Below are 13898 nucleotides of genomic sequence, written 5' to 3'. Positions count from 1 at the left end.
TTTATTTAAGCGCATTTAAATTTGAGCGGAATTTCGTAATTTTTAGTCAATCTTAAAACCTCGTTAGATAAAATGACGCGAAATTTTAATTAGGAGCAGATATGTATCTATTTACCAGCGAGGTCGTAAGCCCCGGTCATCCGGATAAGTGCGCCGATATCATCGCGGACAGCATCGTAGATGAAATTTTAAAGCAAGATCCCAACGGGCGCGTCGCGGCGGAGGTTTTCATCGCGGGCAAACACGTAGTAATCGGCGGCGAAGTAAACGCCAAGATCGATTTTACCCACGACGATTACCGCCACATCGTAAAGGGCGCGCTTAGCGAGATCGGTTACAACGACAACCCTCATTTTACGCGCGCACAGTGCCTGCATCCGCAGGATCTGCAAGTGGACGTATTTTTAAACCAGCAAAGCCCCGACATCAACCAAGGCGTCGATCAAGAGGGCGGCGAGATCGGCGCGGGAGATCAGGGCATAATGTTCGGTTTCGCAAGCTGCGAAACGAAAAATTTTATGCCGGCGGCGATCACCTACGCAAGAGCGCTTTGCGATCACGTTTATGCCTACGCAAAATCCCATCCCGACGAACTTGGCGTCGATATTAAGACGCAAGTTACGGTCGATTACGGCACAAAGAGCAATTTTGAGGAGTGCAAACCACAAAGCATCCATACGATCGTGGTTTCCGCGCCTTGCGTCGAGAGTATGAGTATCGAGCGCGTCCGAGATCTGATCGGAAATTTAATCGATTCGGCGGGACTTCCGAAGGAGCTTTACGACAAAAGCAAAACGATCATCTACATCAATCCTACCGGCCGCTACGTAAATCACAGCTCGCTTCACGACAGCGGTCTAACGGGGCGCAAACTGATCGTAGATAGCTTCGGCGGCTACAGCCCGATAGGCGGCGGCGCTCAAAGTAGCAAAGACTATACTAAGGTCGATCGCAGCGGGCTTTATGCGGCGCGCTATATCGCCAAAAACATCGTCGCGGCGGGGCTTGCGAAAAAATGCATCGTCCAGCTCAGCTACGCAATCGGCGTCGCAAAGCCCGTCAGCGTCAGCGTCGATTGTATGGGGACAAATTTAGGCGCGGCTAGCGACGATGAGCTATCCGCTTTCGTGCTTGAAAAATTCCCGCTCACGCCGCGCTGGATCATCGATAAATTCGGTCTTGATCGCCCCGGCAAAGGAAGCTTTCTCTACGCCGACGTAGCCGCACGCGGACAGGTCGGAAATGACGAATACCCGTGGGAACAGCTCGATAGCGTGGAGCTTTTTAAGGCTTTGAAATAAAATTTTACGCTTTGCAGTAGCGCCTTTTTAGCTTACGACATTCGCTAGGCTTGCAGCAGCGAGCCTAGCTCAATATTCTACGCGGCTTTGCATGCCGTTTAGTTTTATCGCATCCAAAAAATAGCGTTGCGGCAAAATTCTCCATCAAAATTCTAAGCCGTGAAATTTAAGAGTTTTCGCAGGTAGAATAGAATTTTAAAATTTTAAGCCCAGCTCGCGCAAAATTTTAAAATTGACGCAGTGAAATCCCAAGGCTAAGCCCGTCTAGTTTAGTGATAAATTCTAACTAGAGCAGGCTTTAAAAAAATTTGCATGCAAGCTTTTAAATTTGCAATCGCTTAAAACGAAATTTGACCTATAAAATTTTTTCTAACGCGCTTTGTACTTAATCTCCGAAGGACAAAAATTTTATATTCTCATTGCTTATGATATTTAAGCGTGTAAATTTTAAAATTTTGCCATTTTATTTGAAGTTTGCCACTTTTATATAGAAAGAAAACCCAAAGCAAATTCCATTTAAAAAGCAGTATCGGCAAGACAAAAACATTAAAATTTTAAAATGTGGAATTTATGAACGTTACCGATTTAAAATCTTAGATTAGCACGCTTCGCCGAAGCTCCCCCGCTAACTACGCAAAATGAAAAAGCAAGATTAAATTCTCCCGCGCGTGATGTCGCCCGCAAGCGAGCACGGCGGAATATCAAGCTTAAATAACGCAAAAGATAAAAGAATAAAGCAAAAATAGAAGAGGCTTGGAGCTTGATAAAATTCTAGCTTTGTGCGGCGGCAACCGAGCGGCTTTTAAATTGGGCTTTAAACGCAATGATGCAAATTGCGCGCCTTAACTTAAATGCTAAGAGGCGATAAAATTTCATCGCCGCTTTCATAAATTAAAATTTTAAAGATATCCCGAGCTACGCAGCTGCAAATAAGTAAATCGCCCGCACTTCAGCCTAAATCTCTTAAATCGCCGACCGAATTTAAGCCGCTTCTTGACTTGATGCTAGGTTTTGATACGTAATTTAAAAGCGAAGCGCTATTTTGTCTGATTATCCTCATTTTTTGGTGCGGCAGTGCTTGCGTTTATCTCGCTGGCTGCGCTATTTACGGGCTCAGGAACAGAGATTTTTTTCACCGAAGCAGTAAAATTCTGCTCGGCTTCAACATCGCCAGTTTTTTCGATATATGTAAAATCACCCATCTTCGTCCACGTTCTAGCTTTAGCTAAAAACGCCTTTTGGCTCTCCCAAATCTCTTTGAAATCGGGATTTTTCTCGCTTTCTTCGGCTAAAATTTCATCCGTCGCCTTGCGAAGCGCACGCATAATCTCAGGTGAAAAAGAGCGAATCTGAACGTTTGGATATTTCTTTTTGATCTCGTCCCAAATTATTACATTTTTATAAAACGTCTCGTTTTCTGCGTATTCGCGCGCCTTAGCGATCGAAGCCTCCAGGATATTTTGCAAATCCTTAGGAAGCTTCTGCCAAGTTTGTAGATTTATCACTATCTGCTGCTCGCTAGCGGGTTCTTGCCATCCCGTATAATAGTAATTTGCGACCTTGTGAAAGCCTAGAGGTATATCAAAGCTAGGACTTGCCCACTCGACCGCATCGATGGTGCCCATCTCTAGCGCCATATATAGCTCACCTACCGGTATCGTAGCGACTGCGACGCCAAGGCGGCTCATAACCTCCCCGCCAAAGCTTGGAATTCTAAATTTAAGCCCTTTTAGATCGTCTAGCGTATTAATCTCTTTTTTAAACCAACCACCCATCTGCATACCGCTATTTAGGATATTAAAGACCTTTAGATTGCTTTTAGCATAGAATTTATCGGCTAGCTCCTTGCCTCCGCCGAAGTAATACCAAGCGTGCTGTTCGTCTTTCGTCATACCAAAAGGCACCGTCGTAAACAGCATATTCGCGCTATTTTTGCCTTTATAATAGTAGCTCGCAGTATAGCCTAAATCGTATTGTCCGTTTTTGACCATATCATAGATCGCAAAAGGTGCTTTATGTTTGCTAGGCGCGTCGATGCTGATTTTCAGCCTGCCATCAGACATACTATCTGCAAGATCTGCCATACGCTTGGCGACATCGCCTACGATAGGCATACTAAGCTCGTAAGTCTGAGCTAGCTTAAGGCGATAAACTTTCTTATCTGCGCCCCACAGCGACGTGGCTATAATCAAACTTAATCCGACAAGAATCGATTTTTTCATATACTACTCCCAAAATGAAATGGTGCGAATTTTATATAAAATCATCTAAATTCACGCTTTTATAACTAGCTTTTAAGCGAAATTTTCGCACAATTGTAGCCAAATTCGATAAGGAAAGGGCATGCAAGAAAAACATTACGATATAATCATCATAGGCGGCGGTATCACGGGCAGCGCGCTAGCGTACGTGCTGGCAGAATTTAGCGGGATCAAAAATATCGCTCTACTTGAAAAATACGAAGGGCTTGCGACGCTAAATTCTAAAGCCAGCGCAAATTCCCAGACGATTCATTGCGGCGACATCGAGACCAACTACGACCTGCAAAAAGCGGCCGAAGTCAAGCGCAAGGCGGATATGATCGTGAAATATTGCCAAAAGCACGGATATGAGAATAAATTTTTATTTCAGGGGCAGAAAATGGCTCTTGGCGTGGGCGAAAGCGAGGTAGAGCTAATTAAAGAGCGCTTTGAGAAATTTAAAGAGCTTTATCCGTATCTGCAGCTTTTTGACAAGGAAGAGCTCAAAAAAATCGAGCCTAAGCTAGTTTTTGACGGGCGCGGCGAGGAGCGAGCGGAGGATATCGTCGCGATGGGCGTGCAATCGGGAGTTTACACGACGATCGATTACGGCGCGATGGCGAATTCCTTCGTGCAAAACGCTAAAAACGTGGAGGGTAAAACCTGCGATCTGTACCTAAACACCGAAGTGCAAAACATCACTAAAGTAGGCGATAAGTTCTATATCCGCACAGCAAATAGACTCTCGCTAAGCGCTGATTTCGTAGTCGTAGATGCGGGCGCTCACTCGCTGTGGCTAGCGCACAAAATGGGGCTTGGGCAGGATCTTAGCACGATTTGCATCGCCGGCAGCTTCTATCTAACCAAGCAAAAGCTTCTAAACGGCAAGGTTTACATGGTGCAAAACCCAAAGCTTCCATTTGCCGCGCTTCACGGCGACCCCGATCTTTTGGCGGACGGCTGCACGAGATTTGGCCCTACCGCACTTACGTTACCAAAGCTTGAACGCTACAAGGGCTGTCGTTCGGTACCGGAATTTTTTCAGTCATTAAATTTTGACATGGATGTAGCCAAGGTCATTTGGCAAAATTTTGGCGATAGCGAGGTAAGGGACTTCTTAATCCGCAATATAGGCTTTGAGATACCGATTTTAGGTAAAAAGCTTTTCGTCAAAAATGCGCGCAAGATCATACCTAGCATCCGCGAGGAGGATATTTACTATGCCAAGGGCTTTGGCGGCGTGCGCCCGCAAGTAATCTCACACTCGCAAAAAAAGCTGCTTTTAGGCGAAGCTAGAATAGGCGAAAATCCAGGGATTATCTTTAATATGACCCCAAGCCCAGGTGCTACGAGCTGCCTAGGCAACGCACTTCGCGACGCAAAAAGTGCCTGCGAATATTTGGGAGTGAGCTTTGATGATGCAAAATTTGACGCGGAAATGATGCGATAAAGAGGAATTTTTAAATTTCGCTCGGGCAAGAATTTTAAAATTTTACTTCGGCGAGGACTTTAAAATTTTGCTCGCGCTTCACATATAGAGAGTTTTAAAATTTCATTCAAACGCGAATTTTTAGAATTTAACCTGCACCGCAAGCTATGAAATTTTAAAATTTCGCCGTGCCTTAGAATTCTAAAATTTTCTCGCGCTATAAAATTTTAAAATTTCTTCGTCTAGCGAATTTTAAAATTTAGAAATTTCAAAATTTTGCGTAAAATTTCGCCTAATGCGGCGATAAATTTTAAATTTAAAGGAGAAAAGATGCTTAAAAAAACCAAAATCCTAGCGACCATCGGGCCCGCAAGCGACAGCGAGGAGATGATGAGTGCGATGGTAAAGGCGGGCTGCAACGCCTTTAGGATGAACTTCAGCCACGGCACGCACGAGTATCACGAGGCAAATCTAAACAAAATTCGCGCCGTAGAAAAGAGCCTGGGCGTCCGCGTAGGCGTCTTTCAGGACATCAGCGGTCCAAAGATCCGCGTCGGCAAGCTAGAGGAAAATTTTAAACTAAAAACGGGCGATAAAATCACCTTCCTTCCTCGCGAAATAATCGGCAAAAAGACCGCAGAAGGCGAATACGAGCTGTGTATCAACCACCCAGAAATTTTGCCGTTAATGAAGGTAGGCGAGTTTATCTACCTCTACGACGGCTCGATCCGCGCCAAGGTAGTCGCGGTAAGCGAGCAAGGCGTGCGAGCGGTGCTCGAAAACGACGGCTTTTTAAGCTCGAATAAGGGGGTGAACTTCCCAAACACCCGCCTAAATATCGACGTTATCACGCAAAAGGACCTCGAGGATCTGCGCTGGGGCGCGGCGCACGGCGTAAATTTCGTAGGCATCTCCTTCGTGCAGTCGCAAAACGACATCCTGCGCGTGCGCGAAATTTTAAACTCGCTGGGCTCAAAAGCTAAAATTTACGCCAAGATCGAGAAATTCGACGCAGTCGAAAATATAGAGCAGATCATCGAAGCAAGCGACGGTATAATGGTCGCGCGCGGAGATCTGGGCATCGAGATGCCGTTTTATGAGATCCCGCGCATCCAAAAGCGCATCATAGCGTTAGCCAACGCCCGCTCAAAGCCCGTCATCACCGCCACGCAGATGATGCTTAGCATGACCGAGCACGAGCGCGCCACCAGAGCCGAGATCAGCGACGTCGCAAACGCCGTGCTCGACGGCACCGACGCCGTGATGCTAAGCGAGGAAAGCGCCATCGGCAAAAATCCCGCGGCCGTAGTCGCCGCGATGAGCGAGACGATCCGCGAGACCGAAAAGATCTATCCTTACGATAAATTTAACGATTACGATTTCTACGACGAGACCGATATGATCACCTCAAGCACCGCAGCGCTTGCCGCAAGACTGGGCGCAGGCGCGATACTTTCGATCACGGGCTCGGGGCGCTCGGCGATCAAACTCGCACGCAACCGCGCTAAAATCGACATCATCGCAATCGCACACGACGAGCAGACCGCGCACGCGCTAAGTCTCGTGTGGGGCGTAAATCCAGCGATGGTTAGGGAAAAAACGAGCATAAACTCTCTGCTCGCACGTATCATAAGCGAGGCTCTGCAGCGCGGGCTCATCGAAGAGGACGGCACCTACGTAATGACGGCGGGCTTTCAAAGCGGCCATCCCGGCAGCACCGACTACATCCGCATCATCAAAAAAGATCAGATCGATTTCTACCGCAACGCGGCGAAAACGGGCTTTGAAAGTAAAATTTAAAGCGCAACATTAAATTTAGCGGTAAAATTTGAAGTTTTTGAGTCGCAGACCTAGAGAGGTAAAATTTTAAAAATTAGGAAGGAAAACGATGATACCAAGCTATAAAGAGATGATGTTTCCGATTTTGCAGTTTATCGGCGAGCACGGCAGCGTGGACAGAAAAGAGGTTTGTAAATTTGTCGCCGAGTACTATAAATTTAGCGACGACGAACTCTCGCAAAGGATACCTAGCGGCATGCTTTTGTATGTTAACCGCGCAGGATGGGCGTTATCGTATTTTGCGGGCAATAAAGAAGTCGTAAATTTACCTGGCACCAAAAAACCCGTCAAAAAAACCGGCAGAGGCGTGTATGAGATAACGGATTTTGGCAAGCAGATGCTAAAAAGCAAAGACGCGCAGGCTAAATTTGAGGCTTGGTATGATGAAATTTATAAAAATAAAAGCGCGCCGAGCGCCGAAATCTCGCAAACAGCAACGCAAGAAAAGACTCCCAGCGACATCATAGCAGAGACGGCAAATGAATTGGCGCAAAATCTAAAATCTCAAATTTTAGATGAAATTTCGCAAAAAAAGCCGAGCTTTTTTGAATATTTAGTGGCGCACTTGCTCGAAAAAATGGGCTACGGAGTAAGCAGACTAACCAAGAGCGGCCCGGACGGCGGTATAGACGGCATTATAGACGAGGACGAGCTTGGACTATCGCAAATTTACGTGCAGGCTAAAAGCTGGCAAGGCGCAATTTCACGCCCTGAAATTCAAAAGTTCGTCGGCGCGATCTCGGATAAGCAGACCAAAAAGGGTGTATTTATCACCACGTCAAAATTTAGCAAGGATGCCGAAAGATACGCCGCGAACGTGCAAAGTCACACGGTGGTTTTGATTGACGGCGAGCGGCTGGCGGAGCTGATGATAAAATACAAACTCGGCGTGCAAGTGCGGCAAAACATCGAAATTTGCGATATCGACGGCGACTTTTTCGGCGATGAAATTTAAGCAAAGATAAAATATGTTTTCAGATTAAGCGCGAACGGAACAATTTAGCTAGACGATCTAAATTATGAGCTAAATTTTACGACTAACGGCGCTTAAATTTAGCCGCGTAAAGCGTCGCGCTGAAGCCGAATCAAAAGAAAATAGAGCCGCACCGCAAAAATTAAAATTCCGCAAAAATATATTCGTTAAAAATCAAACGCCGCGCCTTAAAATTTCAAGGTATAATTACGAGGAAATTTATAAAAATTTAACCGAAGGAGAGACCATGAAAAAATTTCGCTCACTGCTGCTCTGCGCGGCGGCGGCTGCAACTTTGAGCGCCCAAGGCGAGAGTGAGGACAAGGTACAAAAAATCACTTCGATCGACATCTATGTCTCGCCGTTTTATTCAGCTAAGGAGGGCAAGCCCGAATACGTGCATGTTTACGAGCCGATCGACGATCTATTGATGAAAAATGACGTGGCGAGCCTAAAAAAGGCGATCAAAATCATCGAAGACGCCCCGGATATGGTCGCTCCGACCACGCTGATGACTGTCGCTGCACGCGCTTATGATCTGGGGCTTAAGGACGACGCGGTGTTTTGGTTCTACGCGGGCAAATACCGCTTCATCTCCTTCGCTTCGGTAATCGACGTCAGCGGCGCGATGTTTATGGAGACGGTCGAGGCAAATTCCGCTTTCATGCACCTTGCGGGCGACGTGATCAACCCATACGCGTTTTGCGACATCGACAAGCAGCAGATCATAGTCGAAAAGGCGGTCGATTGGGTAAAAGATCATCCGTACAAGGCGATATTTTCGGATAAATTCCCATCCATGGCTAGCGACCGCAAGGCGGCTCTAAAGGAAGTGATAGAAAAGCTCAAAGCCGATCAGCAGAAGCAAAAGCAGTATTTCGCCGATCCGAAAAACAGAGCCGATTACATCGCCGAGCGCAAGAAATATCGTACGGACGAGCGCTTCTGCGACTAAATTTGCGGCTAATTTAGTCGAACGGGTTTTGCTAGCTTAGCCGTATTTTGCCTAAATTTCAGCTCGCAGGCTAAATTTAGGCGAATTTCAAACTATGCTTCAAAATAAAATTTAAGGAAAGGGCGTGAGCGGAATTTTAAAAAACGTGATGCCGCCGCCGTGGATCAAATACCCCGCTCTTAGCGAGTTTTCGCTTGGCTGGCGGATGGGCGCGGCAGAGGATTATAAATTTAAATTTTGGCAGTGGTTCGAGCGCCTGGATAAAGCGGCGCAAAAAGCGTATGCACGGGCCTTCCCCTATCCTTGCTTTTGGCACTACGGCGACTGGGACGGGCTGGACGAGACGTCTGAAAATGAGCGGGTAAAATGCGCGCATGGCGGCGACAGATGCTGCTCGGAGCCACAAAATTTGGAATTTAGCGAGTGCGATGAGCTTAGGGGCGATCTTACGGACGACATAGACGATTTCTACCGCGAGGGCGTGCCGTTTTGGCGACGTGGCGGAGCGGCGAAATACGACAAAACCTCGCTAATAAATTCTTCCGAAGCGAATGAATTTCTATTTTTCTACAAGCCGGATGCGGCCGCGGACGGATCCTGCCTCGGGCAGTGGCAGAGCTCGCCTTTTGCCGTAGATGCCGACGAGTATCTATGCGCCGAGCAGTTTATGATGGCGAGCAAGGCGCAAATATTCGGCGACGAGCAGACGCGGGCGCGGATAATGCAGAGCCGCGATGCAAAGCAGATGAAGGCGCTCGGCAGGCAGGTGCGGGGCTTTGATGAGCGGCTCTGGGGCGAGGTGCGCTACAGCGTCGTGCTAAGGCGGCAATTACTATAAATTTACGCAAAATCCCGCGATGATGCGCTTTTTGCTCGCGACGGGAGATAAAATTTTAGTTGAGGCCAGCCCGCTGGATAAAATTTGGGGTATCGGCCTTGGTCAGCAGAGCGAAAACGCAAGTCGTCCGAGCGCGTGGCGCGGGCAAAATCTGCTCGGCTTTGCACTGATGGAGGTGCGAGACGAGCTGCGCAGGCTATATAAAAACTACGACCTGATCGATAAGAATTTTTTGTAAGATTAGGCGGCGGTTAAAATTTTACCACTCCCACCGGGTACATTCGGCACGGACATAGCGCGGCAGCGAGGCGAGGCGGTAAATTTATAAAATTTTAAAATTTACGCAGACGGCTGAGGCTCGCGCCGCTTTTGCAGTAGCGATAGTTAGATCGGAGGCTAAATTTAAACGCGCCGTCTTAGTGCCCTGCGCCGAAGAAATTACACATCGCCGTGCCTATCACGATGAGCGCTATGCCGCAGATCGCGGGCGCAGAGAGTTTTTCGTGGAAATAAAACACCGAAAGCAGCGATGCTAATACTATGCCGAGCCCGCCCCACGTAGCGTAAGCGACGCTAAGCTTTACCGTTTTTAGCGCAAGCGCTAAAAAATAAAAGCACGCGCCGTATGCCGCTAGCGTGGCTAGAGAATAATTCAGCTTACTAAATCCGTCCGAGAGCTTCATACAGTTGGTCCCCGCTAGCTCCAAAACTATAGCAAGCCCCAAATAAACGTATCCCATAAGTGCTCCTTAATGTAATTTGAGCCGAAATTTTATAGAAATTTCTCTTAAATTTCACCCAAAGGCGTCCCTGGCGGCTTGCGTAAAATTTGCGCCACATATTTGAGTAAAACCGGCGCTTCGGCGACGTAAAATTCCACCGCTACCGCCTAAAAATCGAAGTTTTTAAATTTAGCCGCGCGACGAAATTTTATCCGTTTTTATATACGAACATTATATAATTATCAAAATTTTTCCAAGGAGAGAGGATGAAAAAGCTCGTTACGATACTTGCGCTGCTCTGTGCGGCGGCGTTTGCCAAGGAGTATGAGTATATGGTGCAAAGTATGAGCTACAGCTCACTCGGAGAGCGCAAAGAAAGCACGCATCTAAGCTACGACGCGGCGGCGCGCAAGCTGGAGCAGATAAGAGATACGAACTCCTCGGACGGCCTAGGCTCTAGCTACAAAGAGATCAGCTACTTTGACGAAAAGGGAGGAATGGTTAAATTTGAAGTATTTAACCTCGATCTTAAAAGCGGCAAGTGGAAAAAAATAGAAGACTACACGGAAAGCGTAAAGGGTAACGTCACGACGCGCGAGAGCAATTCGATAGCGGATGACGGCACGCGCAATGCGAGCAAAACCGTCTCCAGCTACGACGGCAACGCGACGCAGGATGTGCGATATAAGCTTGCAAAGGGCAAATGGCAGAAAGAGAGCATGAACAGATCCGTAAGAAACGCGTGGGATAAGGAGGAGCTTACGATAAGCTTCAAATGGGACGGCAAGAGCTGGCAGCCCAAAGATAAGACCGAAATTTTCTATGACGGCTCAGGAGAGATGAACGGATACGTGAGCTACGAGTTTGTAAACGGCGCGTGGCAAAACAGCGAGCGAGAGATGCTTAACGGCGATCGAAACGGCAGCTACGAGCAGATCCGCAGTACTTTCCAAAACGGCGCGTGGCAAAACGCGACGATGAGTAAGCACGAGCTGGATGCCGCAAAGGGCGAGGAGATCGTTACGAGCTTCATCTGGAACGACGAGAAGAGCGCGTGGGATAATATGAGCAAACAGACCGCTATCAAGAAGGGCGCGGATCTTAATATGACCTCTTATCTGTGGGATGAGCAGCTTAAGGATTGGGTCAAAAGCTACTCAAACGGCGAAATTTACGACAAATCGGGCGAGCGCCCGCTCGTGCAAAGCTTTGAATCAAATTCCAGCAGCAACAAATACGTCTATAGCTACGACGAGCGCGGCAGCAATACGGCGATGGATATCTACAAGCTTGACGCGAGCGGCAAATGGGTGCAAACCGGGCGCTCAGAGGCTACTTACGATACCCAAATCCCGGCTGATAGCGTGGGATACGGAGCCGCGCTGATGATGTTTGAGATGCCTAGTATCTACGCGATAACAAGCTTTAAGGAATTTAAGATTAAAGACGGCAAATCCGAGCTCGTAACGGAAAAGACGTGGAAATATAAAAAGATAAAGTAGCGTTGAAGATGCATCGGTAAAATTTCGCGGCTAAATTTTACCTGCGCGGTCTTGCGCGAACGTCGCGGTTAAATTTAGCAGGCGCGGCGTTGTGCGAACTATGCGTTAAATTTAGCTAGCGCGGATGTTTCGTACGGCGTGTAAATTTTAAAATTTAAATCCTACGCGGCGGCGGCAAAAGAAGAGGATGAAAAATGGTTTTACTCAAAGCGACAAGAGCGGCTATTTCGGCTTTAATTTCAGCGAGTATCTGTTTCGGCGCCGTAGAGGCGCAAGATCACGGCGCGGCGAGCGAGCAAAAACAGACGATGCAAGGCGGCGAAAGAAAAGATCGGGCGCCAGCAGACAAGCAGAGTAGCGAAATAAGCGCAACAAAGCGCGCAGACGAGCAAGGCGGCGAGGCGCAAAATTTTAAAACCAAAAGGCGCTATTTTCGCAGCTGTTCGTGCTTGCACAAACAAAAATCAAAGGAGCCCGTCTATCTCTACGATGAAATTTCGCAAGAGCAGGCCGAAAAATCGGCAAGCTATTTCATCGGCTATTTCAAAGATGGCAAGCTAAGCCGCTATGAGAAAATTTATGAAGGCGAAAGAGCTTTTTCGAGCGAGGATATAAAGTGGTAGGCGCGATTTAAAATTCAGATAAAAGGAGCGGTCATGAGAGGTATTTTTAAAATTTTGCCCGAGGGTGCGGTAGATTTTGCGGCGCTAAATTTAAAGGCGCGAGCGATTATTTCGGCGGGCGCTTTTAGGGCGCAGACGGCGGTTTTAGCAGACAAGCTTCGGGCGCGAGCGGCAGTTTTAGCAGGCTCTATTTTAGCGGCGACGTTAGCGCTTGCGATGCCTGCGAGCGCGACCGAGGCGGCGGCGAAACATGCGGCGGCGAATAAAATTTGCCTGCAAAAGACGAGCTACAAAACAGAGGGCGGCGCCGTGCCGCGCTACGAATATGAAGTGAGCCAAAACTACGACGCCAAAACCCGCCGCCTAGAAAAAATCTACAAAAAGAGCAGCGAAGAGGGAGCGTCCGTATCGAAAAGCTTTAGTAAATTTGACGAAAGCGGCGAGCGCGAGATCGAAAATGTCGAATACGACTGGGACGCGAATACAAACAAATTTCGTGAAACGGCGATAAGCAAGCAGGAGATCGCAAAGGACGGCTCAAAAATTTATTTTAGTCTGCAAAAGGACGGCAAGCCATACGAGGGAGAAAAAGCCGTCGAAAAGCGCGAGGGTGAAACGGAAATTTTACAAAATTTCACGCTAAAAAAGGGCAGATGGACGCCGACGCACCTTACTAAAAGAATTATCGACGAAAACGACAGAAACAATTTCGTAGCGACCTACGAATGGAACGCCAAAACGAAAAAATGGACGCCGTACGAAAAATCAATATATCACTACAACGGCGACGCTTACGCGGGCTCAGAAGGCTACGCGTGGCGCGGCAAATGGGTGCCGCTTACAAAACATACCGTCTTTACGGCGGCGGACGGGACGCGCAGCGAGATAAATTTTGTGTGGCGCGACGGCGCCTGGGGGCGCGATGAAAAGATCTTGCGCAAGATCGAGCCTAAGTATAGGCGCTTTAGCGAGCTAAGATTGCGCTGGGACGCCGCAAAAAACGAGTGGAGAGAGTACTACAAAAACGTGCACGAGGAGACCGAGGAAAGCAGGCCTCTACGCGAACAAACCGTGCTTTGGCGCGAGGAGTCGCAGCGCTGGGAGGTCGTGTTTGAAAACGAGCTTAGCTACGACGCGCGCGGCAACGTGATAAAAAATCGCCAGGTTTCCGATGGCAAGCAGTACGAGTATATCTACGACTACGACGAGGTGGGCAACAACATCTCCATCACCCTGCGCGAGCCTGATGAGAGCGGCAAATGGCGCGAGACGCAAAAGACGCAAAACGTCTTTGAGCCTGAAATTTTAGCGCAGGACGTCCTGGATCGCGGCTTCATCGGCGACTACATAGCTACGGGCGAAAACGCGATCAAAAGCAGCAAGCAGTATTTTCTAAAAGACGGCGAGTTTAAGCTAAACGAAACTCGCGAGTGGGTTTACGGAAAATGCGAGCCGCAATAAAATTTGGAAAATCCC

Annotated in this window: 12 protein-coding genes; 10 read left to right on the top strand and 2 right to left on the bottom strand. The window is 47.8% G+C overall.

From position 1 onward, the window contains the following. Nucleotides 1-101: 101 nt before the first annotated feature. The gene (gene metK / locus Q0537_RS01200; protein WP_299224410.1) at nt 102-1301 is read left to right on the top strand and encodes a methionine adenosyltransferase; all 1200 of its coding nucleotides are present in this window, start codon (nt 102-104) and stop codon (nt 1299-1301) included. A gap of 1037 nt (nt 1302-2338) precedes the next feature. Here metK and dctP read toward each other — a convergent pair. Continuing rightward, nucleotides 2339-3523 (bottom strand): TRAP transporter substrate-binding protein DctP, encoded by a 1185-nt coding sequence (gene dctP / locus Q0537_RS01195; protein WP_005871786.1) that lies wholly within the window; start codon nt 3521-3523, stop codon nt 2339-2341. Nucleotides 3524-3644: 121 nt separating this feature from the next. On the opposite strand from dctP, the gene Q0537_RS01190 reads away from it, so the two are divergent. The 6 genes from Q0537_RS01190 to Q0537_RS01165 all read left to right on the top strand — a co-directional run bounded on the left by Q0537_RS01190 (nt 3645) and on the right by Q0537_RS01165 (nt 9813). Beyond that, nucleotides 3645-4991, top strand: coding sequence for an FAD-dependent oxidoreductase (locus Q0537_RS01190; protein WP_299224408.1), 1347 nt, complete (start codon nt 3645-3647; stop codon nt 4989-4991). 309 nt (nt 4992-5300) lie between these two features. Further along, entirely contained in the window at nt 5301-6770 is a 1470-nt protein-coding gene (gene pyk / locus Q0537_RS01185) for a pyruvate kinase (RefSeq protein ID WP_297895818.1), read from the top strand. Nucleotides 6771-6858: 88 nt separating this feature from the next. Continuing rightward, the gene (locus Q0537_RS01180) at nt 6859-7764 is read left to right on the top strand and encodes a restriction endonuclease (RefSeq protein ID WP_299224406.1); all 906 of its coding nucleotides are present in this window, start codon (nt 6859-6861) and stop codon (nt 7762-7764) included. A 265-nt stretch (nt 7765-8029) separates the two neighbouring features. After that, on the top strand, nt 8030-8737 hold the full coding sequence (locus Q0537_RS01175; protein ID WP_299224404.1) for a cytochrome-c oxidase: 708 nt from the start codon (nt 8030-8032) through the stop codon (nt 8735-8737). A 124-nt stretch (nt 8738-8861) separates the two neighbouring features. Further along, nucleotides 8862-9575 (top strand): NADAR domain-containing protein, encoded by a 714-nt coding sequence (locus Q0537_RS01170; protein ID WP_299224402.1) that lies wholly within the window; start codon nt 8862-8864, stop codon nt 9573-9575. A 19-nt stretch (nt 9576-9594) separates the two neighbouring features. Then, nucleotides 9595-9813: an NADAR domain-containing protein gene (locus Q0537_RS01165; RefSeq protein ID WP_299224400.1), complete on the top strand. Its 219-nt coding sequence runs from the start codon at nt 9595-9597 to the stop codon at nt 9811-9813. Between the two features lie 178 nt (nt 9814-9991). On the opposite strand, the gene Q0537_RS01160 is transcribed toward Q0537_RS01165, so the two are convergent. Continuing rightward, entirely contained in the window at nt 9992-10315 is a 324-nt protein-coding gene (locus Q0537_RS01160; RefSeq protein WP_299224398.1) for a multidrug efflux SMR transporter, read from the bottom strand. A 248-nt stretch (nt 10316-10563) separates the two neighbouring features. Here Q0537_RS01160 and Q0537_RS01155 point away from each other — a divergent pair, with 248 nt between their 5' ends. From Q0537_RS01155 to Q0537_RS01145, 3 genes are all read left to right on the top strand, one after another. Beyond that, entirely contained in the window at nt 10564-11799 is a 1236-nt protein-coding gene (locus Q0537_RS01155) for a hypothetical protein (protein WP_299224396.1), read from the top strand. A 194-nt stretch (nt 11800-11993) separates the two neighbouring features. After that, the gene (locus tag Q0537_RS01150) at nt 11994-12422 is read left to right on the top strand and encodes a hypothetical protein (RefSeq protein WP_299224394.1); all 429 of its coding nucleotides are present in this window, start codon (nt 11994-11996) and stop codon (nt 12420-12422) included. A gap of 33 nt (nt 12423-12455) precedes the next feature. Then, nucleotides 12456-13883, top strand: coding sequence for a hypothetical protein (locus tag Q0537_RS01145; protein WP_299224392.1), 1428 nt, complete (start codon nt 12456-12458; stop codon nt 13881-13883). Nucleotides 13884-13898: the final 15 nt, after the last annotated feature.

Source organism: uncultured Campylobacter sp., assembly GCF_938017775.1.
Classification (GTDB): Bacteria; Campylobacterota; Campylobacteria; order Campylobacterales; family Campylobacteraceae; genus Campylobacter_B.
Note: the sequence above shows the minus strand (reverse complement) of the source record. Positions and strands in the feature narration are given on the sequence as shown.

Bases quoted from the DNA above. Each gene is read 5' to 3' on its own strand.
- dctP (WP_005871786.1), bottom strand. From the start codon at position 3,523: ATGAAAAAATCGATTCTTGTCGGATTAAGTTTGATTATAGCCACGTCG.
- pyk (WP_297895818.1), top strand. From the start codon at position 5,301: ATGCTTAAAAAAACCAAAATCCTAGCGACCATCGGGCCCGCAAGCGAC.
- Q0537_RS01150 (WP_299224394.1), top strand. From the start codon at position 11,994: ATGGTTTTACTCAAAGCGACAAGAGCGGCTATTTCGGCTTTAATTTCA.
- Q0537_RS01165 (WP_299224400.1), top strand. From the start codon at position 9,595: ATGATGCGCTTTTTGCTCGCGACGGGAGATAAAATTTTAGTTGAGGCC.
- Q0537_RS01145 (WP_299224392.1), top strand. From the start codon at position 12,456: ATGAGAGGTATTTTTAAAATTTTGCCCGAGGGTGCGGTAGATTTTGCG.
- Q0537_RS01160 (WP_299224398.1), bottom strand. From the start codon at position 10,315: ATGGGATACGTTTATTTGGGGCTTGCTATAGTTTTGGAGCTAGCGGGG.
- Q0537_RS01175 (WP_299224404.1), top strand. From the start codon at position 8,030: ATGAAAAAATTTCGCTCACTGCTGCTCTGCGCGGCGGCGGCTGCAACT.
- Q0537_RS01190 (WP_299224408.1), top strand. From the start codon at position 3,645: ATGCAAGAAAAACATTACGATATAATCATCATAGGCGGCGGTATCACG.
- metK (WP_299224410.1), top strand. From the start codon at position 102: ATGTATCTATTTACCAGCGAGGTCGTAAGCCCCGGTCATCCGGATAAG.
- Q0537_RS01180 (WP_299224406.1), top strand. From the start codon at position 6,859: ATGATACCAAGCTATAAAGAGATGATGTTTCCGATTTTGCAGTTTATC.
- Q0537_RS01155 (WP_299224396.1), top strand. From the start codon at position 10,564: ATGAAAAAGCTCGTTACGATACTTGCGCTGCTCTGTGCGGCGGCGTTT.